This window comes from Sediminibacterium sp. (assembly GCF_030695065.1).
In the GTDB taxonomy this organism is placed as follows: Bacteria; Bacteroidota; Bacteroidia; order Chitinophagales; family Chitinophagaceae; genus Sediminibacterium.
Genome location: NZ_JAUYTR010000023.1, coordinates 123,854 through 145,910 on the forward strand (window position 1 = coordinate 123,854; position 22,057 = coordinate 145,910).

25 protein-coding genes are annotated in these 22,057 nt (G+C 37.8%); 10 read left to right on the top strand and 15 right to left on the bottom strand.

Features of this window, described 5'->3' with window-relative positions:
• Positions 1 to 61: 61 nt before the first annotated feature.
• Positions 62 to 1,534, top strand: a complete 1,473-nt coding sequence (locus Q8S25_RS11345) for a Gfo/Idh/MocA family protein (protein WP_305537807.1) — start codon at positions 62 to 64, stop codon at positions 1,532 to 1,534.
• Between the two features lie 138 nt (positions 1,535 to 1,672).
• On the opposite strand, the gene Q8S25_RS11350 is transcribed toward Q8S25_RS11345, so the two are convergent.
• The 4 genes from Q8S25_RS11350 to Q8S25_RS11365 are packed head-to-tail and all read right to left on the bottom strand — an operon-like array spanning position 1,673 to position 5,784.
• Positions 1,673 to 2,542 (bottom strand): TIM barrel protein, encoded by an 870-nt coding sequence (locus Q8S25_RS11350; protein ID WP_305537809.1) that lies wholly within the window; start codon positions 2,540 to 2,542, stop codon positions 1,673 to 1,675.
• Between the two features lie 55 nt (positions 2,543 to 2,597).
• Entirely contained in the window at positions 2,598 to 3,167 is a 570-nt protein-coding gene (locus Q8S25_RS11355; protein WP_371131600.1) for a gluconate 2-dehydrogenase subunit 3 family protein, read from the bottom strand.
• Between the two features lie 19 nt (positions 3,168 to 3,186).
• The gene (locus Q8S25_RS11360; protein WP_305537811.1) at positions 3,187 to 4,866 is read right to left on the bottom strand and encodes a GMC oxidoreductase; all 1,680 of its coding nucleotides are present in this window, start codon (positions 4,864 to 4,866) and stop codon (positions 3,187 to 3,189) included.
• Positions 4,867 to 4,902: 36 nt separating this feature from the next.
• Positions 4,903 to 5,784, bottom strand: a complete 882-nt coding sequence (locus Q8S25_RS11365) for a hydroxypyruvate isomerase family protein (RefSeq protein WP_305537813.1) — start codon at positions 5,782 to 5,784, stop codon at positions 4,903 to 4,905.
• Positions 5,785 to 5,975: 191 nt separating this feature from the next.
• Between Q8S25_RS11365 and Q8S25_RS11370 the strand changes: the two genes are divergently transcribed.
• From Q8S25_RS11370 to Q8S25_RS11410, 9 genes are all read left to right on the top strand, one after another.
• The gene (locus Q8S25_RS11370) at positions 5,976 to 7,142 is read left to right on the top strand and encodes a Gfo/Idh/MocA family protein (RefSeq protein ID WP_305537815.1); all 1,167 of its coding nucleotides are present in this window, start codon (positions 5,976 to 5,978) and stop codon (positions 7,140 to 7,142) included.
• Positions 7,143 to 7,145: 3 nt separating this feature from the next.
• Positions 7,146 to 8,201, top strand: coding sequence for a sugar phosphate isomerase/epimerase (locus tag Q8S25_RS11375; RefSeq protein ID WP_305537817.1), 1,056 nt, complete (start codon positions 7,146 to 7,148; stop codon positions 8,199 to 8,201).
• Between the two features lie 54 nt (positions 8,202 to 8,255).
• The gene (locus tag Q8S25_RS11380; RefSeq protein ID WP_305537819.1) at positions 8,256 to 8,651 is read left to right on the top strand and encodes a c-type cytochrome; all 396 of its coding nucleotides are present in this window, start codon (positions 8,256 to 8,258) and stop codon (positions 8,649 to 8,651) included.
• Positions 8,652 to 8,656: 5 nt separating this feature from the next.
• Positions 8,657 to 9,385, top strand: a complete 729-nt coding sequence (locus tag Q8S25_RS11385) for a DUF1080 domain-containing protein (RefSeq protein WP_305537821.1) — start codon at positions 8,657 to 8,659, stop codon at positions 9,383 to 9,385.
• Positions 9,385 to 9,831, top strand: coding sequence for a nucleoside deaminase (locus Q8S25_RS11390; RefSeq protein ID WP_305537823.1), 447 nt, complete (start codon positions 9,385 to 9,387; stop codon positions 9,829 to 9,831). Before Q8S25_RS11385 ends, Q8S25_RS11390 begins: the two co-directional genes overlap by 1 nt.
• A 203-nt stretch (positions 9,832 to 10,034) precedes the next feature.
• Entirely contained in the window at positions 10,035 to 10,574 is a 540-nt protein-coding gene (locus Q8S25_RS11395) for a CIA30 family protein (RefSeq protein ID WP_305537825.1), read from the top strand.
• A 33-nt stretch (positions 10,575 to 10,607) separates the two neighbouring features.
• The gene (locus tag Q8S25_RS11400) at positions 10,608 to 11,117 is read left to right on the top strand and encodes a hypothetical protein (RefSeq protein ID WP_305537827.1); all 510 of its coding nucleotides are present in this window, start codon (positions 10,608 to 10,610) and stop codon (positions 11,115 to 11,117) included.
• A 348-nt stretch (positions 11,118 to 11,465) separates the two neighbouring features.
• Complete coding sequence (locus Q8S25_RS11405; RefSeq protein WP_305537829.1) at positions 11,466 to 12,071, top strand: superoxide dismutase; 606 nt, start codon at positions 11,466 to 11,468, stop codon at positions 12,069 to 12,071.
• Positions 12,072 to 12,138: 67 nt separating this feature from the next.
• A complete protein-coding gene (locus Q8S25_RS11410; RefSeq protein WP_305537831.1) occupies positions 12,139 to 12,735 on the top strand; it encodes a hypothetical protein in 597 nt (198 codons plus the stop codon).
• Between the two features lie 2 nt (positions 12,736 to 12,737).
• Here Q8S25_RS11410 and yidD read toward each other — a convergent pair whose 3' ends face one another.
• From yidD to Q8S25_RS11465, 11 genes are all read right to left on the bottom strand, one after another.
• Positions 12,738 to 13,019, bottom strand: coding sequence for a membrane protein insertion efficiency factor YidD (gene yidD / locus Q8S25_RS11415; protein ID WP_305537833.1), 282 nt, complete (start codon positions 13,017 to 13,019; stop codon positions 12,738 to 12,740).
• Complete coding sequence (locus Q8S25_RS11420) at positions 13,012 to 13,470, bottom strand: ribonuclease P protein component (RefSeq protein WP_305537835.1); 459 nt, start codon at positions 13,468 to 13,470, stop codon at positions 13,012 to 13,014. The genes yidD and Q8S25_RS11420 overlap by 8 nt, the downstream gene beginning before the upstream one ends.
• Positions 13,471 to 13,570: 100 nt before the next feature.
• Positions 13,571 to 13,726 carry a 50S ribosomal protein L34 gene (rpmH, locus tag Q8S25_RS11425; RefSeq protein WP_305537839.1) on the bottom strand — a complete coding sequence of 52 codons (156 nt, stop codon included), beginning with the start codon at positions 13,724 to 13,726 and terminating at the stop codon, positions 13,571 to 13,573.
• Between the two features lie 99 nt (positions 13,727 to 13,825).
• Positions 13,826 to 14,656, bottom strand: a complete 831-nt coding sequence (gene murI, locus Q8S25_RS11430) for a glutamate racemase (protein WP_305537841.1) — start codon at positions 14,654 to 14,656, stop codon at positions 13,826 to 13,828.
• Between the two features lie 71 nt (positions 14,657 to 14,727).
• Positions 14,728 to 15,330, bottom strand: coding sequence for an OmpH family outer membrane protein (locus Q8S25_RS11435; protein ID WP_305537843.1), 603 nt, complete (start codon positions 15,328 to 15,330; stop codon positions 14,728 to 14,730).
• 32 nt (positions 15,331 to 15,362) lie between these two features.
• Entirely contained in the window at positions 15,363 to 15,881 is a 519-nt protein-coding gene (locus Q8S25_RS11440; protein WP_305537845.1) for an OmpH family outer membrane protein, read from the bottom strand.
• 16 nt (positions 15,882 to 15,897) lie between these two features.
• The gene (locus tag Q8S25_RS11445; protein ID WP_305537847.1) at positions 15,898 to 18,633 is read right to left on the bottom strand and encodes an outer membrane protein assembly factor; all 2,736 of its coding nucleotides are present in this window, start codon (positions 18,631 to 18,633) and stop codon (positions 15,898 to 15,900) included.
• Positions 18,634 to 18,745: 112 nt separating this feature from the next.
• Positions 18,746 to 19,516: an isoprenyl transferase gene (locus tag Q8S25_RS11450; RefSeq protein ID WP_305268953.1), complete on the bottom strand. Its 771-nt coding sequence runs from the start codon at positions 19,514 to 19,516 to the stop codon at positions 18,746 to 18,748.
• A gap of 76 nt (positions 19,517 to 19,592) precedes the next feature.
• Positions 19,593 to 20,441, bottom strand: a complete 849-nt coding sequence (locus Q8S25_RS11455; protein ID WP_305537849.1) for a DUF6089 family protein — start codon at positions 20,439 to 20,441, stop codon at positions 19,593 to 19,595.
• A gap of 59 nt (positions 20,442 to 20,500) precedes the next feature.
• Entirely contained in the window at positions 20,501 to 21,379 is an 879-nt protein-coding gene (locus Q8S25_RS11460) for an NAD kinase (protein ID WP_305537851.1), read from the bottom strand.
• Between the two features lie 18 nt (positions 21,380 to 21,397).
• Positions 21,398 to 22,057 carry a CBS domain-containing protein gene (locus Q8S25_RS11465; RefSeq protein WP_305537853.1) on the bottom strand — a complete coding sequence of 220 codons (660 nt, stop codon included), beginning with the start codon at positions 22,055 to 22,057 and terminating at the stop codon, positions 21,398 to 21,400.

Consider the following 22,057-nt stretch of genomic DNA (forward strand, 5'->3'; position numbering starts at 1 on the left):
CACTTAAAAGTAGCGAAGATTTTACATTTTTCTGTATATTCATACTTCACAATTGCTCCATATGAAAAAGAAAAACAATGCTGCTTCAAAGGCGGAAAATCAACCGGAACAAGCCAATTCACGCCGTTCCTTTCTTCGTAACGCAGGCCTTGCTGCTGCAGGGTTTTACATTGTACCTCGCCATGTATTAGGGCGTGGGTATACTGCACCCAGTGATAAACTCCAAATAGCTGGTATTGGCGCTGGAGGAAAAGGAGAAAGCGACTTATGGAGTTTCTTCAATAGTGGAAAAGCAGATATTGCTTTCTTATGTGATGTGGATGATAGACAAGCTAAGAAAAGTAGAGAGCGCTATCCAAAAGCGAAGTATTACAAAGACTATAGAGAAATGCTCGATAAAGAGCATAAATATTTTGATGCAGTATCTGTTTCAACACCCGATCATATGCACGCCATACAAGGATTGGCAGCTATGCAGTTGAAAAAACACGTATATATACAAAAACCATTATCGCACAATATTTCTGAAGCAAGAGAATTAACAGAAGCTGCACACAAATACAAAGTGGTTACACAAATGGGCAACCAAGGTGCAAGTGGCGATGGTGTTAGAAAATTAATTGATTGGTATAATGCAGGCTTAATTGGAGACGTGCATAGCATTTATTGTTATACTGACCGACCAGTATGGCCTCAAGGAGTTGGTTGGCCAACTACTAAAGGCACTGTTCCAGAAGGCTTAGATTGGAACCTTTGGCAAGGGGTTGCGCCAAATAAAGATTATGTAGACGGTTTATTGCCATTTAACTGGAGAGGTTGGTGGGATTACGGTACCGGTGCATTAGGAGATATGGCATGTCATATTATGGCCCCTGCTTTTGCTGTATTGGGATTGGGATATCCTGTTTCTGCAGAATGCAGTGTAGCAACTAGATACTTACAGCCATGGACACGTGCTTATTATCCAGAAAGTTGTCCTACCGCTTCACATATTATCCTAACTTTCAAAGGACAAAACGGAAAGCCAGATGTAAAACTACACTGGATGGATGGAGGAATTCAACCAGCACGTCCAGAAGAATTAGGACCAAACGAAATGATGGGAGATGGTGGTAACGGCGCCATTTTTGAAGGCACAAAAGGTAAAATGATTTGCGGTACTTATGGTGCTTTACCTAATTTATTACCTACAAGTAAAAGCAAAGAATACGATGGTGTTCCACAAACCATAAAGCGTGTTCCCAAAGGGGATGTAGGTCACTACGCAGCATGGGTGGAAGCTGCTATTGCAGGGTATGGTTCAGCCCAAGCAAAAGAGTTGAGCTCTAATTTTGATATTGCAGGACCATTAACGGAAAGTGTATTAATGGGTAACCTAGCCATTCGTAGTTTCGATATTCAAAAGAAAGCAGCAAATGGTAGAGCTACATATCCCGGAAGAAATATCAAATTATTATGGGATGGACCCAATATGAAAATCACCAACTTTGATGAAGCCAATCAGTTTGTGAGAAAAGAATACAGAACCTTCTAAGGTTTATTGAAAAAAGTAAATAAAAACCCATTCTGTTAATTCAGTTTGGGTTTTTTATTTAAGTCCAATGCTACAAAAAAAGGGCTAGCATTTTCATGCTAACCCCTTATGTAATATTGTGCTTTACAGCAGTAAAAATTAAATAGAGAATTCCTTCATATAAGCCGCATTCTTTTCAGCGCTTTCCATTGGATTGGTTCCTGTGAATGCTTCTTGTTCAACAATATGGTGCTTCATACCATATTTCTGAAGCTGACCAAGAATCTTTTTAAAATCAATATCCCCTTTACCAATATGACAAGACTCAATACCCTTAGCGGTTTTGGTTTGGTCTTTTACATGACAAAGTCTAAAACGATTCGGGTATTTTTTAGCCCACGCAATAGGATCTTCATTAGCAGCAACTACCCAATAAATATCCATTTCAAAATCAACTAGACCTGCATCAGTTCCTTCCATCATAACTGTTTGAGGAACCTGCCCGTCTAAAACTTTGAAAGAGTAATCGTGGTTATGGTAAGCAAAACGAATTCCGTTTTTCTTGCAAATTTCACCACTCTTATTAAACTCGTCGTTAAATCTTTTGAAATCATCAATCGATTTCTGTGCACCTTTGTAAGGACAAATCAAATACTTCACCCCTACTTCGGCTGCTTCAGCTGCTTTGCGTTCAAAATCTACGGTATTATTAGAATGAGCAGATACCAAGCTCATTCCTAAATCGTCCATATATTTTTTGAACTCTGTATTTTTCCAACCCCAAAAAAATCCTTTAGGGCCTTCAAAACTTTCAATTTGTTTATAACCGTAAGAAGACAATTTTGCTAAAGTGCCTTTGGCATCTTTCATCATATCTTCTTTAACAGTCCACAATTGCAAACCAAAAGCAGAAAGCTTTTTTGTTTCACCCAAGGTATTTAGGAAATTGGATTTCCCAACAAATGGTAAACTTAAACCCGCGGCAGCAAAGCCCGCTGTTTTTAAGAAATCCCTTCTATTATTGCTCATAATTGTTTTTTAAATGGTCTAGAAAACATACTAAATCAAACCGCATGCCATCTTACTAGGTTGCCCAAGCTTTGTCTCCTTTTTTGTAATCAACACATCCTTCAAACTTTCCTGGAACAGCAACATAGCGCAATACTTTTGTTGCACCCACTTCAGAAGTAAAGAAGCCCCATAAAGTAAGCTCTTTCATCATTCTAAAATAATGAGGCATTTCTTCGGGCTTTTTCTTTTCTTGAAAAGCCTTTGCTTCTGCATCTAATTCGGTTAACAATTTAGTGCGCTCTTCTGCACTAGCTTCCATAAAGGCTTTGCCAATTTTTGCTTTTGAATCTTTAAACTTAAGTGCGGCCATACCCTCCATAAATACTTTTGCTTCGGCAGGCTTATAGCAATCTTTTACAATTACTGTCATAAACTCACCCACGTTGGCTTCTTTGGCACCAGGTGTATTGGTTTTAGGCAAAATAGTTTCTGCTACTTCGTTTAAAAAAGCAATGTCATCAGGCGTAAATGCAACTGCATCACCCGCTGTTGATTTACAACCAGATAAAAAAGCTTGTGAACCCAATATAGTGCCACCCAGTAAAAGGGCAACGCTGGATAATGCTTCTCTTCTATTCATCATGATTAATGCATTTAATAATTTATAAATTTCCTTTTTTCAATTCGCTCACTGCAAAGTCTGCAGCTCTTGCGGTGAAAGCCATATAGGTTAAAGATGGATTCACACATGCAGCTGAAGTCATGAAAGAACCATCTGTTACAAATACATTTGGTGCATCCCAAATTTGGTTGTGTTTATTTACTACAGAAGTTTTAGGATCTGCGCCCATTCTTGCAGAACCCATTTCGTGGATACCACGACCTAATACTGCATTGGCATCATACCCTTTAACATCTTTAACACCAGCATTGGTAAGCATTTCAATAGCATCGGCCAACATGTCTTTACGCATTTTCATTTCATTCTCTTTCAATTCAGCGTCAATTTTCAACACGTTCAACCCCCATTTATCTTTTACCGTTTTATCAAGGGTAACAAAATTACTATGGTCGGGTAATACTTCCCCAAAGCCCATCATGCCCATACTCCAACCCCCTGGTTCAGAAATAGCTTCTTTAAATTCAGCTCCAATGGTAAATTCAGCCACATTGCTTCCCCATCCGCCTCTATTACCACTACCTTGGTATCCAAACCCTCTTAAATAATCACGCTTATCGTTTCCAATATTTTGGTAACGTGGTATATAAATACCATTGGCTCTTCTACCAAAAGTGTATTTGTCTTCGTAGCCTTCCACTTTTCCACCAGCACCTACACCTAAATGGTGATCCATGATATTGTGACCCAGCTCACCACTGCTGCTTCCCAATCCACCTTCCCAAACATCAGTTGCAGAATTCATTAGAACCCAAGCTGAGTTTAACGTTGATGCATTTAAGAAAATAATTTTAGCATTGTATACATAGGTCTTATTGGTCTCTGCGTCTAATACTTCAACACCAGTTGCGCGTTTTTTATCTTTATCGTATAAAATTTTTGTAACAATACTCCAAGGCCTTAAGGTAAGATTACCTGTTTTCATTGCTGCAGGTAAAGTAGAGCTTTGTGTACTGAAATAGGCGCCAAATGGGCAACCCAACCAACACTTGTTTCTGAACTGACAGGCAGATCTACCCTCTAATTCTTGTGTAATATTGGCCGTACGACCAATAATCATAGCACGCTGACCTTTATAATATTCTTTTAACCGTTTTGCTACATCTTTCTCTACACAGGTCATTTCCATAGGAGGCATAAACTGCCCATCGGGCAATACATCTAAGCCATCTCTATTACCACTAATACCTGCAAATTTCTCTACATAATCGTACCATGGGGCAATGTCTTTATATCGAACTGGCCAATCAACCGCAATACCATCTTTTGCATTGGCTTCAAAATCTAAATCGCTCCAACGATAGCTTTGACGACCCCATAACAAAGAACGACCACCTACATGATAGCCTCTAAACCAATCGTATCTTTTTACTTCTACATAAGGGCTTTCGGTATCTTTTACCCACATGCCATAAGTTTGTTCATTCAAAGGATAATCACGGTCTAGCACTTGGTTCTGCGCAATCATTTCTTGCGTTTTCCTTCCGTGGTGCGGATAATCCCATGCTTCTTTGTTGGCATTCACGTAATCTTTTACGTGCTCAATATTGCGACCTCTCTCGAGCATCAATACTTTTAAGCCTTTCTCTGTAAGCTCTTTTGCTGCCCAGCCTCCGCTGATGCCGGAGCCAATCACAATCGCGTCAAAATTTTGTTCAGCCATGTTGGTGGTTTAAGCGTTGATAGATTATTGTAAATTTTAAATATTACAGATTTCAATTGCCTTTTTAAGTGAGCCAATTTTATCTTTTGCAACTGGAATAAACTCTTGTGCTACATAGCCTGTAAAGCCAGTAGCAGCAATAGCTTTCATAATAGCAGGATAAAACAATTCTTGGGAATCATCAATTTCATGTCTTCCGGGAACCCCTGCAGTATGGTAATGGCCAATATAAGGTGCACTTGTTTTAATGGTTCTAATTACATCTCCTTCATCAATTTGCATATGATAGATATCGTATAATAACTTGAAATTTTCAGAACCTATTTGTTTGCACAATTCAACTCCCCATGGGGTTTTATCGCACATATAATCTTTATGATCTACTTTGCTGTTCAATAATTCCATGATGATGGTAACCCCTCTTTTTTCAGCAAGCGGCATGATTTTCTTTAACCCTTCAGCACAATTTTTAAGCCCGGTTGCATCGTCCATTCCATTTCTATTACCACTGAAACAAATTAGGTTTTTGTAACCAGCATCTGCAACTAAATTAATATGTTCGGTATAATTCTTTATAAGGGTACTATGGTATTGAGGATCGTTCCATCCTTTTACCAAACTGATTTCGGCACCATTGCACATGGTAGACATCATGCCATGTTTCTTCAGTATTGGCCAATCTTTAGGGCCCACTAAATCAATTCCAGTGATACCTATCTTTTTTGCTTCAATACATAACTCATCTATTGTTAAATCACTAAAGCACCATCTACAAACAGCGTGATTGATATTCCCTTTCATAGTTGTTGATACAGTAGCACAAGATGCTAAAGTTGGCATTATCGGAGCTGAAGCAACAGCAACAGAACCGGTAATAATGTTTTTTATGGCAGAGCGCCTATTGGACAAATTTTTCATACAGCAATTAGAACCCTAATATAATTATTTGTTTGCATCAAAGTACTAGGAATTTTATAAATCCTTCAATAAGGGGATTCATTCGGTAAACAGATTGCAACAATGATTAATAAGTCTTAAATGATTATAATCGGAGAGAATGTTTAAATTAGTGCCTCTGATAAAATACCAATCAAAATAAAAAAAATACTATGCCTAGAAAATTAAGAATGGGAATGGTGGGTGGAGGTAAAGATGCTTTCATTGGAGCTATCCACCGTTTGGCTGCCAATATGGATGGACAGATTGAATTGGTTTGTGGCGCATTAAGCATCAATCCAACTATTGCACAAGAATCGGGTGAAATGCTTTACTTACCGAAAGATCGCATTTACCTTACTTATGATGAAATGATTGTTAAAGAATCGGCGTTGCCTGCAAACCAACGCATGGACTTTGTAACCATTGTAACCCCCAATTTTGCACACTTTGCACCTGCTAAGATGGCTTTGGAACACGGGTTTCACGTAGTTATAGAAAAACCCATTACGTTTACTTTAGACGAAGCAAAGCAATTAAAAGCCATAGTAGAAGAAACAGGATTAACCCTTTGCTTAACCCATACTTATTCTGGATATCCAATGGTTAAACAAGCTAAAGCAATGGTTGCAGAAGGTGCTTTAGGAAAAATCAGAAAAGTTTGGGTAGAATACCCCCAAGGATGGTTGAGTAAGCTCAGCGAAAGAGAGGGTAATGCACAAGCAGCTTGGAGAACCGATCCCAAAAAATCGGGTAAGAGTGGTAGCATGGGAGATATTGGTACGCATGCAGCGCATTTGGCAGAATATATTACAGGAGCAAAAATCACCAAGCTATGTGCAGATCTTAATACAGTAGTAGAAGGTAGAATGCTAGACGATGACGGTTCTGTTTTATTGCATTTTAGCAACGGAGCATCTGGGGTGTTGATGGCATCACAAGTTGCAGCAGGCGAAGAGAATGCATTGAAGATTAGAATATATGGAGAAAAAGGAGGATTAGAATGGGCGCAAATGGAACCCAATACACTAATTGTTAAGTGGCTAGAAGCACCTATGCAAATATTGCGTGCGGGCGCTAATTATACCGATCGCTTGTCTAGTTTTGCTACCAGCAATTGCAGAACACCAGGCGGACATCCAGAAGGATATTTAGAAGCATTTGCTAATATCTATAAAAATTTTACTGCAACCGTTCAAGCTAAAATTGATGGCAGTACACCAACCAAAGAACAATTGGATTTTCCAGGTGTGGAAGATGGTATAAGAGGCATGGCATTTATAGACAATGTGGTTGCTTCTGCGCAATCCAATTTAAAGTGGACCGAATATAAATTATAAACAATGACCAATATTAAAGGACCAGGAATTTTCCTGGCTCAATTTATGGGCGATACGGCCCCATTTAATTCTTTGGCGTCTATTTGTAAATGGGCTGCATCATTGGGTTTCAAAGGTGTACAAATTCCTTCATGGGATGCTAGGTGTATTGATTTACAAAAAGCAGCAGAAAGTAAAACTTATGCGGATGAAATTAAGGGGATTGTAGCCGCCGCAGGATTAGAAATTACTGAACTATCCACCCACTTGCAAGGACAGTTGGTAGCCGTAAACCCAGCGTATGATGCGTTGTTCGACGGCTTTGCTCCCGAAGGCCTAAGAGGAAACCCTAGTGCAAGAACAGAGTGGGCGGTGCAACAATTAAAGTATGCAGCCAAAGCCTCACAGAACCTAGGACTCAATGCACACGCCACTTTCAGCGGAGCTTTATTGTGGCAAACCGTTTATCCATGGCCTCAAAGACCAGCAGGATTAGTAGAGACAGGATTTACTGAATTGGCAAAAAGATGGTTGCCCATCTTGAATGTTTTTGACGAAAATGGGGTAGACCTTTGTTATGAAATTCACCCAGGTGAAGACTTGCACGATGGGGTAACATATGAGCTATTTTTAGATAAAGTAAACAACCATACACGCGCTTGCTTATTATATGATCCATCGCATTTTGTATTGCAATGCTTAGACTACAAAGCATATATAGACCATTACCATGAACGCATTAAAATGTTTCATGTAAAAGATGCAGAGTTTAACCCAACAGGTAAACAAGGTGTTTATGGAGGCTATCAAGGTTGGGTAGAAAGAGCCGGACGATTCCGTTCATTAGGGGATGGGCAGGTAGATTTTAAAACCATATTCAGCAAACTGGCCCAATACAATTATACTGGCTGGGCCGTGATGGAATGGGAATGTGCGTTGAAACATCCAGAAACAGGTGCAGCGGAAGGAGCACCATTTATTCAGCAGCATATCATTCGTGTTACCGATAAAACATTTGATGATTTTGCGGGGACAGGATCGGATGAAAATTTTAATAAGAAGATATTAGGTATCAACTAACTTTAACTTGTGCGCACGAAAAGTGTTGCGATTATAAATTTTAAATAAACGATTATGAAAAAGTACTTAGTGCTGTTTGCCATTACAGGATTAGTAGCTGCAGCTTGCGGCGGTAGTGAAGAAAAGAAAGAAGACAAAGCTGCAGAAACTTCACCAGCAACTGCTCCAGTTGCAGACTTAAGCACCAACCCAGACTACACCAAAGGATTAGAATTAGTGGGTAAATCAGATTGCTTAACCTGCCATAAAGTAAACGACAAATTGATTGGGCCTGCTTATAAAGAAGTAGCAAACAAATACGAAGCAACTGATGAAAACATCAGTATGTTAGCAGGTAAAATTATCAAAGGGGGGAAAGGTGTTTGGGGTGAAGTACCAATGACACCGCATCCACAAGTGAGTGAAGAAGACGCCAAAGCAATGGTGAAATACGTTTTACTACTTAAGTAATTTACATGAATAATCTACTATGGATCACTGCCATTGCAGCTGCATTGGTAACAGCGCCAAATAAAAGGCCCGACATTACAAAAGCATCAGCCACCAATCCTGTCAAAAGCAAATGGATCAAATTGTTTGATGGAAAAACCACCAACGGTTGGAAAACTTATGCCAAAGACAGCATAGGTAGTGCATGGAAAGTACAAGACGGTGTTTTGTATTTAGATGCCAAAGCCAAGAAAGAACAGAAGTTAGGTGGTGGCGATATTATTCACGAAAAATCATTTGGCAATTTTCATTTGAAACTAGAATGGAAAATTTCAAAAAATGGAAATAGCGGGATTATTTTCTGGGCACAGAATGAACCAACTAAATACAAAGCAGTTTGGCATACAGGGCCAGAGATGCAAGTATTAGACAATGGTGGACATCCTGATGCAAAAATCAGAAAACACCGTGCCGGAGATTTGTACGATTTAATTGAAGGACCAGACACTGCCGTAAAACCAGTAGGTGAATGGAATAAAACTGAAATCATTGCAAAAGATGGAACCCTTGAATTAAAACTCAATGGTGTTACTACCGTTAAAACAAGTTATGGTGATGAAATTTGGTACAGCCTAATTGGCAACAGCAAATTCAAAACCATGCCTGCATTTGGAAGAACATTTACTGGGCATATTGCTTTACAAGATCATGGTGATGATGTTTGGTTTCGCAATATCCAAATTAGAGAATTATAATGCCGACCCTGAACCACGAGTACTTTATGCAACAAGCATTAAAGGAAGCACAAGCAGCTTTTGATGCGGATGAAGTACCCGTGGGAGCAGTGGTGGTAATGAACAATCAAATTATTGCAAGAGCCCATAATCAGGTAGAACTCTTAAACGATTCTACAGCACACGCAGAAATACTCGCACTCACATCTGCCTACAGCTCACTCGGCGCAAAGTATTTACCAGAAGCTACTTTATATGTTACTGTTGAACCCTGCATCATGTGTTGTGGTGCTATTTACTGGGGCAAAATAGGCAGCATTGTTTATGGGGCTTCAGATGAAAAAAATGGCTATCGCCATCTCACTAAAGAGCAATGGCCCTTTCATCCCAAGACCGAATTAATTGCAGGTATATTAGAAGCTGACTGTGCATTTTTAATGAAGTCTTTCTTTAGATCGAAACGATAACAGCACAAGCAAACACTTCGCTCGCTGCCAACTACATTCCTATCATACTCAAACAATCACTTCATTCGCTGCCGATTATTGCATTTACTTATTCTAAGGCTTACTATTGCATGCAATAATCGAATGCTCATTCTCGTGATTGTTTGAGCAATGATTGAATCTGTTGCAGAGAGTAATTTGATATTAAAGCTTTAATTTCAGTTATGATTAATTGGATTTTGCTGCTACTCACACTTAATCTGTATCCGAAAAACAATAGAACAGAAATTTATCACTTTTCATCTCAATCAAATTTAAGAGAATGGAGAATCGTGAACGATGGGGTGATGGGTGGTATTTCCAAAAGTAATCTTGTTATTACTAGTGAAGGTTACGGGCAATATTCTGGGCATGTTTCTTTGGCAAACAATGGTGGATTTGCATCAATTCAGTTGAATCAATCAGCCTCAATACCTACTGAAACTAAATACATAGTTTTACGAGTGAAAGGAGATGGTAAGCAATATGAGTTTAGAATAAAGAATGATTTATACCAGTTGGTCTCTTATGTACACCCATTTAAAACTTCAGGTGAATGGCAAAATATACAATTAGCAATTAGTGATTTTTACCCCCAGTATTTTGGTCAAAAATTAAATAGATCAAACTTTAATTATAAAAATATTGAGCAGATTAGTTTTCTAATTTCCAATAAACAAGAAGAAGATTTTAAAATACTAATTGATAACATAATCATGAACTAAACCATGAGAATACTACTTACGTTAATTTTACTTATGTCATTGGCAAATGTTCGTTCACAAGAAAATATGGACAATAAACCAGAGGCATATCTCATTAGAAAAGTGCTCTTACAGTTTCATACAAAAGGATCTATTGTGCTGATTCCTATAGACACTAAGGATATTAAAATGGATACGCCTGATACAGAAAGAGAAAGACAATTCTGGCATATATTAGGAAAGTATTTCCCAGAAACTGCAAAAGATAGTTTAACGAAAATAGTTGCTAGTGCGCCTTGGCTCGATAAAAACATACGAATAAAAAAATTTAAAATACACTTCCCCAAACTGAGCACCAAAGAATCAGAAGACTACAGAGCCATTACAAAAAGATTTCATTACGCACCAGTATATTATGTAAGCAACCCAGTATACTCAAAAGACAAGAATACTTTCATCGTTTATATTTATTCACCAGAATCTGGTGCAACTACAATTGTAATAAAGAAAAATGCTAAGGGTGTTTGGTATACTGATACTGAGATTTCAGAATATTTAATTTAAAACAGTCTTAATTTACATTCTATGTACTCGGGCAATCACGTAAATGAGCATTCATGGAATAACATTTCACGCAAATATGAAGGATGGATGTGCTCAAAAAAGCACGTGAATGAGCATTCGATTATTGCATTCAAAAGTGAGCTAAATATTAAGTACATGCAATAATCGGCCGCGAATGAAGTGATTGTTTGAGCACATCCATGCAATAATCGGCCGCGAACGTGGCATTTTACTCACCTCATGCACTATCAATGTCGAATTCCGAAACAAATCCTCCATTTAACACACAGTTAAACCAATGCCACGTAAATTTGTAATAGATTATTATACATTTTAAATAGAAACTTTATGTCATTTACACTAGCACCTTTACCCTACGCACACGATGCACTAGAACCGCATATTGATACAACAACCATGCAAATTCACCATGGTAAGCACCACCAAGCTTATGTAGACAATTTAAATAAAGCCGTTGCTGGTACACCCAACGAAGGAAAGTCTATTGAAGAATTGGTGAAAGCAGCAGGCAGTATTAGCCCTGCAGTGCGTAACAATGGCGGTGGTCATTGGAACCATACTTTTTTCTGGGAGAGCTTAGCAGCCAATGCAGGTGGTACACCTACAGGCGCTTTGGCTGAAGCAATTGATGCCGCTTTTGGATCATTTGATGCATTCAAAGAAAAATTTGCAGCTGCCGGTATGACTCGTTTTGGAAGTGGTTGGGCTTGGTTAATAGTAAAAGAGGGTAAGTTAGAAGTAAGTTCTACGCCTAACCAAGACAATCCTTTGATGGATGTTGCTGAAGTAAAAGGAACGCCTATTTTAGGAGCAGATGTTTGGGAACACGCTTATTACTTAAAATACCAAAATCGTAGAGCTGATTATTTAGCCGCTTTTTGGAACGTAGTAAATTGGAGTAAAGTTGCTGAGCGTTTTACAGCAGCTAAGTAAATTAAAAATGTTATTTTCACATCACGCTGTAGCATTCTGCAGCGTGATTTTTTTTAAATAAGCTTTTATGAAAAACCTACTCGCCTTTTTTTTAGTCAGCAGTTTATTAATTGCCTGTGCAGGAAATGATAAAACCATTATTATTATGAGCAAAGGGGAAGCAACCGTTGACTTAAACGCAGGTACCATAAAAGCAAAAGACGGTGCAGGTCATGAAGAAAAATTAGTAGCCGTAAATAAAGCCGATATCAGTTTTAAACTAAATACCCCTACTGGTGAAGCTACTGTTCAATTAAAAGAAAATGGATTGTACATCATTAATGTAAAAAATGATACCATCATCGGCAGCTATCAGCAGTATACCAGCGCCAATCAAGCGCAAAAAGTAATGAGCCAAGAAAGTCTTGCACAAAAACTTGATTCTTTACAACAATTGAGTCAAGGGAAAAATGTTTCTGCAGCAAATAGAAATTTTTTCATCCTACCTAACCAAGCCACGCTCATTTCAAATAATCCACAAGCACAAGTAGTAGGACCTTACCATCAAATGCGTTCAGCAGAAAGAGTAAATGGAAAAGATCCAGAAATTTATCGCTTTTACAGCATTAAAGAAATCAGGGAAATGATAACCAAACTTCAAGCTCTTACTGTTGCCCCTGAATAGGTTTAAGGTACTGGATCCCAGCCAGAACCACCACCAGGTCTACATTTGCTGAGCCTTTTAATTAATAGCCAGCCCCCTTTAAACAAGCCATATTTTTTCAATGCTTGTTCTCCATATTGAGAACAGGTGGGAACAAATCTACACTTGGGTCCCATTACAGGAGAGATAATGTATTGGTAAATTTTAATAAATGGAATCAATAAATATCCAAGCATTCGCGTGATAGAAAACGCTTTTAGTGTTTGATCTTTTTTTATGGCGGGTTTATTACAGCTGCTACACATTTGGAGTTGGTTCACTTATTTTCCGAATCAATTTTTCCAATGTTTTTTCCATTGCTATTTGCAGGTCTGCAAAAACGGGTAGCTCTTTTCCGATGTATAAAAAAAACACATTCAGTGCTTGTTGATTTGCAACCACTGTTTTATAGAGCGGCTGCTTTTGGGTTCGGTATACTTCTCGCAATAATCGCTTTACTTTGTTTCTATCATGGGCTTTTTTAAAAATACGCGAACTAACGCCAACCCCGGCTTGAACCAAAGCCGCATCACTCAGCTTAATTTCAGAGTTGGCTATAGCACCACTTGCCGACTCATCAGAAACTGATTGATCAGTTACTGTATAAAACACTTTAATAGGAAAGACACTAAATGATTTACCCTTGGCAAATAATTCCTCCAGGGCTTTTCGGCTCTTGAGTTTTTCTTGCTTTGAATATGTATTATTAGTTGTCATTAATTACAAAAATAAAAAAGCTCCGTCACAAAGACGGAGCTTAATATGATCATGCCCTACAACATTCATCTGAATGCTGTACCCTAAGGGGTGTGGGGGATTACTTTAATCCTTTTTCGCTAGAAACAGAAAGTTTCTTGCGGCCTTTCGCTCTGCGGCTTGCCAGTACTTTACGGCCATTAGCAGACTCCATACGTTTACGGAAACCGTGTACGGTTTTACGACGACGCTTGTGTGGTTGGAATGTACGTTTCATTGATGTCTTTTTTTACTAACCCTAAAATATGGTTTCATTTCATTGCTGCAGTCACCATACCGCCGCTTGTGAAAGGACGGCAAAATTAAGTAAAAAAGGTTAATGACCCAACAGTATATGCTCCGATTTCAGCGATTTTCCGAAGAAAATGGCTCCTTTTTCATCAAAATCAGTAGTAGAGTCGGTGGTACAGAACCTTATACGCCCATTTTTAGAGCAATTATCGGCCATGGCAGGATGACGTTCAAGATAATTCACCAAACTTTGGGCAACAATTTCACCTTGTGAAACCACTTGAATATGCTTGGGTATATTGGCTTCTATTTTAGGAATTAACAATGGATAATGGGTGCATGCCAATAAAATAGTATCAATGGCAGGTGACTGAACCAATAACTGCCCCAAACTCTCTTTTACAAAATAGTCTGCACCAACACCTTCGTGCTCTCCATTTTCGATCAATGGCACCCACATAGGGCAAGCTTGTTGAAACACGGCCATATCAGGAAAAAAATGTGCAATCTCCAATAAATAACTCTCGCTGTTCACCGTTCCCTTGGTGGCTAAAACACCCAGCTGTCCCGATTCGGAGAAACGACCAATCACTTCCGCGGTGGGTCTAATCACCCCTAATACCCTTTTACTCGGACCAAATTGGGCTAAATTTTTTTGCTGTATGGTACGAAGGGCTTTGGCAGAAGCGGTATTACAAGCCAAGACTACTAACTCACAACCTTGGTTAAAAAACCATTGTACTGCTTCTAAAGTGTATTGGTAAACTGTATCAAAAGATCGAGTTCCATAAGGTGCGCGGGCATTATCCCCCAAATACAAGTAATCGTATTGAGGTAATTCCTTTACCAATTCTTTCAAAATGGTTAATCCTCCATATCCACTATCAAAAACGCCAATTGGTGATGGTTGATGCATACGCTAAAGATAAAAACAAAAAGCCTCTCTGAAACAAATCAGAGAGGCTGTAAAATATGTTTTGCTTAAAATTATCCCTTACCTGCTGGTTTAGGCTTAGCTGGAGCAGAACTGCTTCCAGAAGCAGCTTTCCAAGCATCTTCAATATCCTTTGGCAAAGGCAGTTTAAGTTTTTGCGCAACTCGAATAGTAATATTATCTAGCAAATTGGGCCTTGCATATGGAGATATCGTCTCAGCCTTTAATACCAACGTATACTTTTGCTCTGAAACTACATCCTGTACAGCTGCGTACAATTTTTCTCTATAAGGATTTACCAATTCTTCGTATTTGGCTTGCTCCATTTGCTGAGAATACTCTTGCCAGTTTACTAATTTATAACGCAACTGTAATATTTCTCTAGTTGCTAATTCTCTTGCTTTAGCAGGCATAGTTGCAGAATCTTTTTTGAAGATGCTGTCTCTACGCTGAAAATCTGACACATTGTACTTGTATTCTTCTTGCAAAGAATCTAGTCTGTAACTATTTAATAAGGTATCAATTTTAGCAATACCAGGAAATAATGAAAGAGCCGCTTGCTCATCAAAGTATCCTATTTTAACCTGTGCACTTGCGCTGTTAGAAAAAAGTGTAACCGCTGCAAAAGCCACACACACAAAAAGAAATTTTTTCATTGTAATGAAATTTATTGTTTGTTTTTGATTGACTAATTTTTAATGCCCAGCTCTCTTAAAACCTCATCTGATTTATCAAGTTTTGGGTCGGCAAATATAACGGTAATTCCTTCACTTTTATCTAAGATAAAATCATAAACCCTTGCTACGGCTATTTTTTGAATAGCATTGTATACTTTATCTTGAATAGGTTTAACTAATTTTTGGCGCTCTTTAAACAAATCTCCCTCGTAACCAAAGCGCTTTTTTTGCAAATCGCGAATTTCTTTTTCTTTTACAAATAGTTCATCTTCGCGCTTTTTCTTTAATTCATCGGTAAGCATGATTTGCTCAGCCTCATAATTCTTGTACATTTTATCTAAAACAGCCTGCTTATCATCAATCTCTTTTTGCCACTGCTCCCCTACTAATTGTAGTTTTTTATCGGCATCTCTGTATTCCGGAATCTTGCTCAGGATATACTTGGTATCAATAATGGCATAACGTTGTTGTGCTACAGCAGCTGTAGAAAGTAATAATAATGTGGTAAATGCTACTAGAATTTTTTTCATACCTAATTTTTTATGGTTATTCAGGTTCAAATCCAAGCATAAAGGTAAAGCGAGCTGCATCCCTTAATTGATTGGTTCCATTAAACCTATCCAATCCTATGCCATAATCAAATCCAAGCAATCCAAACATAGGTAAGAAGAAACGCATACCTACACCCACAGAGCGTCTTAGCTGGAAAGGATTATAATCTTTAAAGGAATACCATCCGTTGGCAGCTTCAAAAAAGGCCAATCCAAAAATGGTACTGCTGGGGTTTAAGCTCAGCGGATACCTCATTTCCATGGTATACTTATTAAAGATGGTAAAGTATTGACTAGCTCTTTGCTGATCTGGGTTTACACGGGGATTAGAGTTGTCATAAACGGGGTAACCTCTATGGGCCACAATATCAAACCCTAACAAGGCAAACTGATTGGTTAAACCCGCATCTCCTACTTGAAAACGTTCGAAAGGAGAAACCTGTAATTTTTCATTAAACCTTCCTACAAATCCAAACTTGGCGGCAAAGCGCATTACAAACTGCTTATTGCGGTCTTCTCCGTGTGGCTTACCTAGTGGAACAAACCACTCGCCATTAAAACGCCACTTATGGTATTCAATCCACTTGTAAGGATTGCCAGCAGGATTAAAACTGCTATTAATTAATGAATAGGGAGGAGTAATTTGTAAACTGGCCATGAAATTTGAACCCGTTTTAGGGAACATGGGTTGATCTATAGAAGAACGCTGTAAAGCAATTCTAAAGTTCAAGTTGTTTACAATACCATTTTCAAATCCCGGTAAATTGGTAGGATCAATGGCATAATTGCTCAACTTATAACGAGTATAGTTTAATCCCATAGACAAAGAGAAATAGTCGTCGGGCCATTTTAATTGTTTGGCTATACTTGCAGTAGCACCTGTAGTTGAAATGTACCGGTCGTTGGCAATATTAGGATCATATTGACCAGTTAATGGATCAAAGGTTTGACCAAATTTGGTGTTGAAAATACTTACCGTTAATGCGTTTCTTTTTTTGCCACCCAACCATGGTTCGGTGAAAGAGAAGTTATACGAGCGGAAAGCCCTACCATTACTTTGTACACGCAAACTCAATTTTTGGCCATCTCCCATTGGTAATGGATCCCAAGCTGTTTTCTTGAATAAGTTCTTAGCTGAGAAATTGTTGAAAGAAACCCCAAGGGTACCTGTCAATCCAATTAATCCTCCCCATCCTGCACTCAATTCTAATTGATCACTTGATTTTTCTTCTACACTATAGTTAATATCTACTGTTCCATCTTCCTGATTCGGAACAGGATTTGGTGTAATTTTTTCTTGGTTAAAATAATTCAACTGAGCCAACTCACGAACTGAACGAATCAACAATTGACGGCTGAATTTTTCTCCTGGAATGGTTCTAATTTCTCTTCTAATCACATATTCTTTGGTACGATCATTTCCTGAAATACGTACGTTCTTAATAGTAGCTTGTGGACCTTCAATAATTCTTATTTCAAAATCAATTGTATCGTTGTAAACCGCGGTTTCAATGGGATCTGTTCTAAAAAACAAATAACCATCGTCTTGGTATAAACCACTGATATCAGCCCCATCAGGTGATGAAGATTTGCCTAGCTTTTTATTCAATACATCTAGGTTATAAATATCTCCTTTACGAATTCCTAAAATGGTAGTCAAAATAGAATCGGAGTACTTGGTGTTTCCTCTCCAAGAAATATTTCCAAAATAATATTTACGACCCTCGTTCATTTTGAGGTCAATATTTAAATTACCATTGCCAACACTATAAACAGTATCGTTATCAATAATGGCATCTCTATATCCTAATGTATTGTAATACTCAAGAATTGATTCTTTGTCTTCAGTGTATTTTTTCTCGTCAAACTTTGCAGAACTGAATTTGATTCTTACATAAGGATCCATCACTCTTTTAGTTTTACTAAAAGTGAGGTAGCCTTTTTCTTTCATATACTCTTCAAAAGTGTAATGCTTAGGAATCACTATTCTACCGCTATCCATCACTGGGTACAAAGTGAATCTAGATCTTTCTTTAGAGCCTTTGAATTGCTTTTTTAGTTTGGCTTCATCAACAGTAATATTACCCAGGTTAATATTGTTGATTTTTACTTTAGGCCCTTTATCAATAAAAAAGTCGAGGGCTAAAGTATTTTCGAAAGTGGTATCTTTTCTCTCGGCAATTTTTACTTTGGTATCTCTATATCCTTTCTCGGCAAAGAATTTTTTAATTACTTCTGTTGCAGTAATCTTCATGTTTTCAGTTACTACACGGTTGGGAACCAATCCCGTTTTGCCTCTGATTTCGTCTGATTGTCCTTTAGGGATTCCCTTAAAGTAAAAATTGGATAAACGAGGTCTTTCAGTAACAGCTATTTCAATATCAATCTCTTTCCCTTCTACTCTGGTAATATAAATTTCTACATCACTAAAATAATTCTGGCTCCATAATTTGGTAATGGCTTTAGAAAAATTGTCCCCACCTGGTATGGTTACTTCGTCACCAATATTCAAGTTAGCTATTGAGATCAATAAGTTCTCATCAAAAAAACGATTGCCAGTTACTTTTACTGATGCAATCTTGTATTTTTTGGGCGTCTTTTGATTAAATAAATTAATTAAATCTGCGTCAATAGAGCGGATGGTTGTATCGGAGGTTTCTTGTGCAAAAGCAGGTTTTGTAAATAATAAAACAACTAAAGCGAACAATGATAATTTAAACACTTTCTGCATCCCGTTTCTGTTTGTTCTGTTGGCGGTTGATTAAAACTCGCAGACAGCAATTAATTTGGTTCTTTAAGCTGGGCAAATTACCCCGAATAATGAAAACTGTTTGTTAAATAAACTAAGCTATTTGAGTCTCTGACTGAATCTGGTGACCGGTTTTGCCAAAACGTCGTTCTCTAGATTGAAAGTCGATGATTGCCTCATATAAATTCTCTTTTCTAAAATCTGGCCAACGGGTATTGGTAAAGTACAATTCCGCATATGCCAACTGATACAAAAGAAAGTTACTAATTCTATACTCCCCACTGGTTCTGATCATTAATTCTGGATCAGGTAAATTACTGGTTGCCAAATAATGCTGAAGGGTATCTGCATTAATATCTTCTGCACGAATTAAGCCCTTTTCTACATCTAAACCAATATTTTTTACCGCATTAACCAATTCCCACCTGCTGCTGTAACTCAATGCCATCACTAGATTGAGCCCTGTATTCTGCTCGGTCATTTGCAAAGCTTCTTGTAATTCATTTCTTGCAAATTCAGGCAGCAACTCGGTATTACCAATAACGTGTAACCGAATATTATTCTTGTTTAGTATAGGCACTTCCTTACGAATTGTATCTACCAACAAAGCCATTAATCCATCCACTTCTGGTTGTGGCCTATCCCAGTTCTCTGTACTAAACGCATATAGGGTAAGATAGCCAATACCCAACTCTGCCGCACCTTCTACAATATCTCTAACGCTTTCTACCCCATGAAAATGACCATATAGTCTGTCCTGTCCCTTTTCCTCTGCCCAACGACCATTCCCGTCCATAATTATGGCGATATGCTTGGGTAAACGATCCTTGTTAATTAGTGGCAAAAGGTCTTCCTTTTTAACCATGGGTTTAATTTAGTGTGCAAAATTAACAAAATCAATGGTTTCTGCCGATTTAAATACCTTAAAACTATCTTACTGTCTAATAAGTAGGGCAGCGGTAGCTCTGTAAATTGAAAGAAATACCCACTTTAATGGTTGCAAAAGCATCCGCTTTAAGGCTATTTCCCCTTTGACGACCCTTAACACCAATAGAAGCGCCTGTTTCATAGCTTCTATCTTGTAATAAAAAAGCGGGGCTAGGAGAACCATCGGGTAATGGGGCAAATGCGTCAGGAGCATAGGTTTGACCGCTTACATCGTCTAAAAAATCGGTATTGGTGAACCGATAAATAACTTCGGCAAAAACATTTGTTCTTGCATTTAGGGCATATTTGGCGCCAAAAGTGAATGGAATACTGATGGCAATAGGATTATAAACTGGACGATCTAAATAAAGGGAGGATCCTTGCCCTTCTGTTCCCAATAATCGTAAAAAATATTTCTGTCCACCCAAATAGGCATATGGATCGTAGGAAAATGCACCAATTCCAATGCCTATATAAGGAGTAAAGCTAAATGCTTCAAAACCTGGCTGAAATCGGAAAAAATTAAAATCCCCCGAAATGCCTGCTTCCCAAACATTGCTATTGAAACTTAAATTTCTAGCCCTTTGAATATCATTATTGCTATACCTATCAGAATATCCCAATAAGGCATATTCTCCCGATAAACGCACACTTATATAATTGTTGATTTGTTTTCTATAAAAAACACCAAAAGCTGTTTTTGGCCTATTAAACCTTATTTCAGGGTTTAAATCGCCAAAATAATGTCCCATACCAATCCCAATCCCAATTTCTCCAGAATGCTGAAAGCTTTCCATTAACTGGGCTTTAGCCGAAGTACTGGCTACAAATAAGGCTATTGCAACTAAAAGCTTTTTCAACATAAATACTGGGTTCAATGGATGCTATTGTAAAATAGCAACAAAAATCATTATCTAAATTGTTAATTTCTTTTATCAAGACCCCAAGTAAGCTTGGTTCGCAGCGTAGAAAGAAAAGTATTTTCGTTTAATCTTATTAAACTAATGTTAAATGCTTCTTTTCTTACTGCTAGTTGAACCGATTTGGGAACCAACTCTCTTCTAGCATCCAAAGCAACAATAAACTCATCGGCCCTTCCTTCTACTTCAAAAGAAATAATATTATTATCTGGAATCACTATTGAACGCACATTCAAATTATGCGGACAAATTGGGGTAATTACTAAGCTAGACGAATCTGGAAATAAGATGGGTCCGTTACAGCTTAAATTATAACCAGTAGAGCCTGTAGGGGTTGAAACAATTAATCCATCTGCCCAATAAGTATTCAAAAACTCCCCATTCATATAAGTATGAATTTTAATCATGGGGGAAGTATCTTTTTTGTGAATGGTAAATTCATTCAATGCAAAAGGAGCATCTGCAAACAATGGCGTATTAGAATCTAGGTGAATCAAGGTTCTCTTGTCTATAATAAATGTATGATTCACTAAAGCATCTACCGCTGTAGCTAGTTCTTCTCTACTAATGCTTGCTAAGAAGCCCAATCTTCCAAAATTGATTCCTAATACAGGAATATTTTTTTCTCTAATTAGTGTAATGGTGTCTAGCATTGTTCCATCTCCACCTAAACTAATTACACAATCAACCGATTCTCCCAAATCTTCGTAACCTGAAAATTGCTGAATTTTATTGCACAGCTGTTGTGGAATATTAAATTGCTCAAACAAAGTATTGAACAATAATATTTCGGTATCGTGCTTATTTAATTCTTCTAATAAAATCAGTAAAGGATTTTCTTGCTCTATATCTAAACCACGACTATAAATGGCAACTTTCATGGGGGAATTTTTAATTGACTACATATTGAGATAAGAAAGCAAGTGCTGATAATTTTCTTTCAGCTCATTGGCATATTCTTCTTCTCCATAAAAATGTCTTACTGCATAATCGTATCGTTGGAATGTGGCAACAATATCAGACACTTCTATTCTATTAATCTTAATTGTTATTACAACCAAACCAGTACTGGCTTCGGTATAAGTATTCAGCTGGGTTATGTATGCGTCATTGGTTTCAACCAATCTACTTAATTCACCAAAAGAAAAATTACGCTTGTCTGTTTCTAAAACAATGATGGCGCCTTTGTCTTCATTGCCTAAAAAAGTAGACATTCCTTTTAAGAATTCCTTGGTAAGTATAACACCCAATAATTCCATTTGCGCACTAATCACTGGCAACAGCGAAAGCTCATAAGAAGCAATGAGTTTTAATGCCCCTAAAAAATGTTCTTCTTGATGAATGGAGTAACGCTTCAATATTTCAGGGTCCGATAAATGCATGTCTGCATCTATTGCATCTAATAAATCTTCTTTAGATACTAAGCCAACATATTTTTCTTCACTTAGAACTGGTAAATGCAATACATCATAATCGTCCATTAACTGCAAAGCAAATGATGGCTTATCCGAAATATTCAGTGAAGGGAAACTGGTATTTAATAATTGAGATACGATCAT

Bases quoted from the DNA above. Each gene is read 5' to 3' on its own strand.
- Q8S25_RS11400 (WP_305537827.1), top strand. From the start codon at position 10,608: ATGTCATTGGCAAATGTTCGTTCACAAGAAAATATGGACAATAAACCA.
- Q8S25_RS11365 (WP_305537813.1), bottom strand. From the start codon at position 5,784: ATGAAAAATTTGTCCAATAGGCGCTCTGCCATAAAAAACATTATTACC.
- Q8S25_RS11435 (WP_305537843.1), bottom strand. From the start codon at position 15,330: ATGAAAAAATTTCTTTTTGTGTGTGTGGCTTTTGCAGCGGTTACACTT.
- Q8S25_RS11405 (WP_305537829.1), top strand. From the start codon at position 11,466: ATGTCATTTACACTAGCACCTTTACCCTACGCACACGATGCACTAGAA.
- yidD (WP_305537833.1), bottom strand. From the start codon at position 13,019: ATGTGTAGCAGCTGTAATAAACCCGCCATAAAAAAAGATCAAACACTA.
- Q8S25_RS11350 (WP_305537809.1), bottom strand. From the start codon at position 2,542: ATGAGCAATAATAGAAGGGATTTCTTAAAAACAGCGGGCTTTGCTGCC.
- Q8S25_RS11355 (WP_371131600.1), bottom strand. From the start codon at position 3,167: ATGATGAATAGAAGAGAAGCATTATCCAGCGTTGCCCTTTTACTGGGT.
- murI (WP_305537841.1), bottom strand. From the start codon at position 14,656: ATGCATCAACCATCACCAATTGGCGTTTTTGATAGTGGATATGGAGGA.
- Q8S25_RS11380 (WP_305537819.1), top strand. From the start codon at position 8,256: ATGAAAAAGTACTTAGTGCTGTTTGCCATTACAGGATTAGTAGCTGCA.
- Q8S25_RS11345 (WP_305537807.1), top strand. From the start codon at position 62: ATGAAAAAGAAAAACAATGCTGCTTCAAAGGCGGAAAATCAACCGGAA.
- Q8S25_RS11410 (WP_305537831.1), top strand. From the start codon at position 12,139: ATGAAAAACCTACTCGCCTTTTTTTTAGTCAGCAGTTTATTAATTGCC.
- Q8S25_RS11460 (WP_305537851.1), bottom strand. From the start codon at position 21,379: ATGAAAGTTGCCATTTATAGTCGTGGTTTAGATATAGAGCAAGAAAAT.
- rpmH (WP_305537839.1), bottom strand. From the start codon at position 13,726: ATGAAACGTACATTCCAACCACACAAGCGTCGTCGTAAAACCGTACAC.
- Q8S25_RS11370 (WP_305537815.1), top strand. From the start codon at position 5,976: ATGCCTAGAAAATTAAGAATGGGAATGGTGGGTGGAGGTAAAGATGCT.
- Q8S25_RS11375 (WP_305537817.1), top strand. From the start codon at position 7,146: ATGACCAATATTAAAGGACCAGGAATTTTCCTGGCTCAATTTATGGGC.
- Q8S25_RS11465 (WP_305537853.1), bottom strand. From the start codon at position 22,057: ATGATCGTATCTCAATTATTAAATACCAGTTTCCCTTCACTGAATATT.
- Q8S25_RS11450 (WP_305268953.1), bottom strand. From the start codon at position 19,516: ATGGTTAAAAAGGAAGACCTTTTGCCACTAATTAACAAGGATCGTTTA.
- Q8S25_RS11385 (WP_305537821.1), top strand. From the start codon at position 8,657: ATGAATAATCTACTATGGATCACTGCCATTGCAGCTGCATTGGTAACA.
- Q8S25_RS11395 (WP_305537825.1), top strand. From the start codon at position 10,035: ATGATTAATTGGATTTTGCTGCTACTCACACTTAATCTGTATCCGAAA.
- Q8S25_RS11445 (WP_305537847.1), bottom strand. From the start codon at position 18,633: ATGCAGAAAGTGTTTAAATTATCATTGTTCGCTTTAGTTGTTTTATTA.
- Q8S25_RS11360 (WP_305537811.1), bottom strand. From the start codon at position 4,866: ATGGCTGAACAAAATTTTGACGCGATTGTGATTGGCTCCGGCATCAGC.
- Q8S25_RS11390 (WP_305537823.1), top strand. From the start codon at position 9,385: ATGCCGACCCTGAACCACGAGTACTTTATGCAACAAGCATTAAAGGAA.
- Q8S25_RS11440 (WP_305537845.1), bottom strand. From the start codon at position 15,881: ATGAAAAAAATTCTAGTAGCATTTACCACATTATTATTACTTTCTACA.
- Q8S25_RS11420 (WP_305537835.1), bottom strand. From the start codon at position 13,470: ATGACAACTAATAATACATATTCAAAGCAAGAAAAACTCAAGAGCCGA.
- Q8S25_RS11455 (WP_305537849.1), bottom strand. From the start codon at position 20,441: ATGTTGAAAAAGCTTTTAGTTGCAATAGCCTTATTTGTAGCCAGTACT.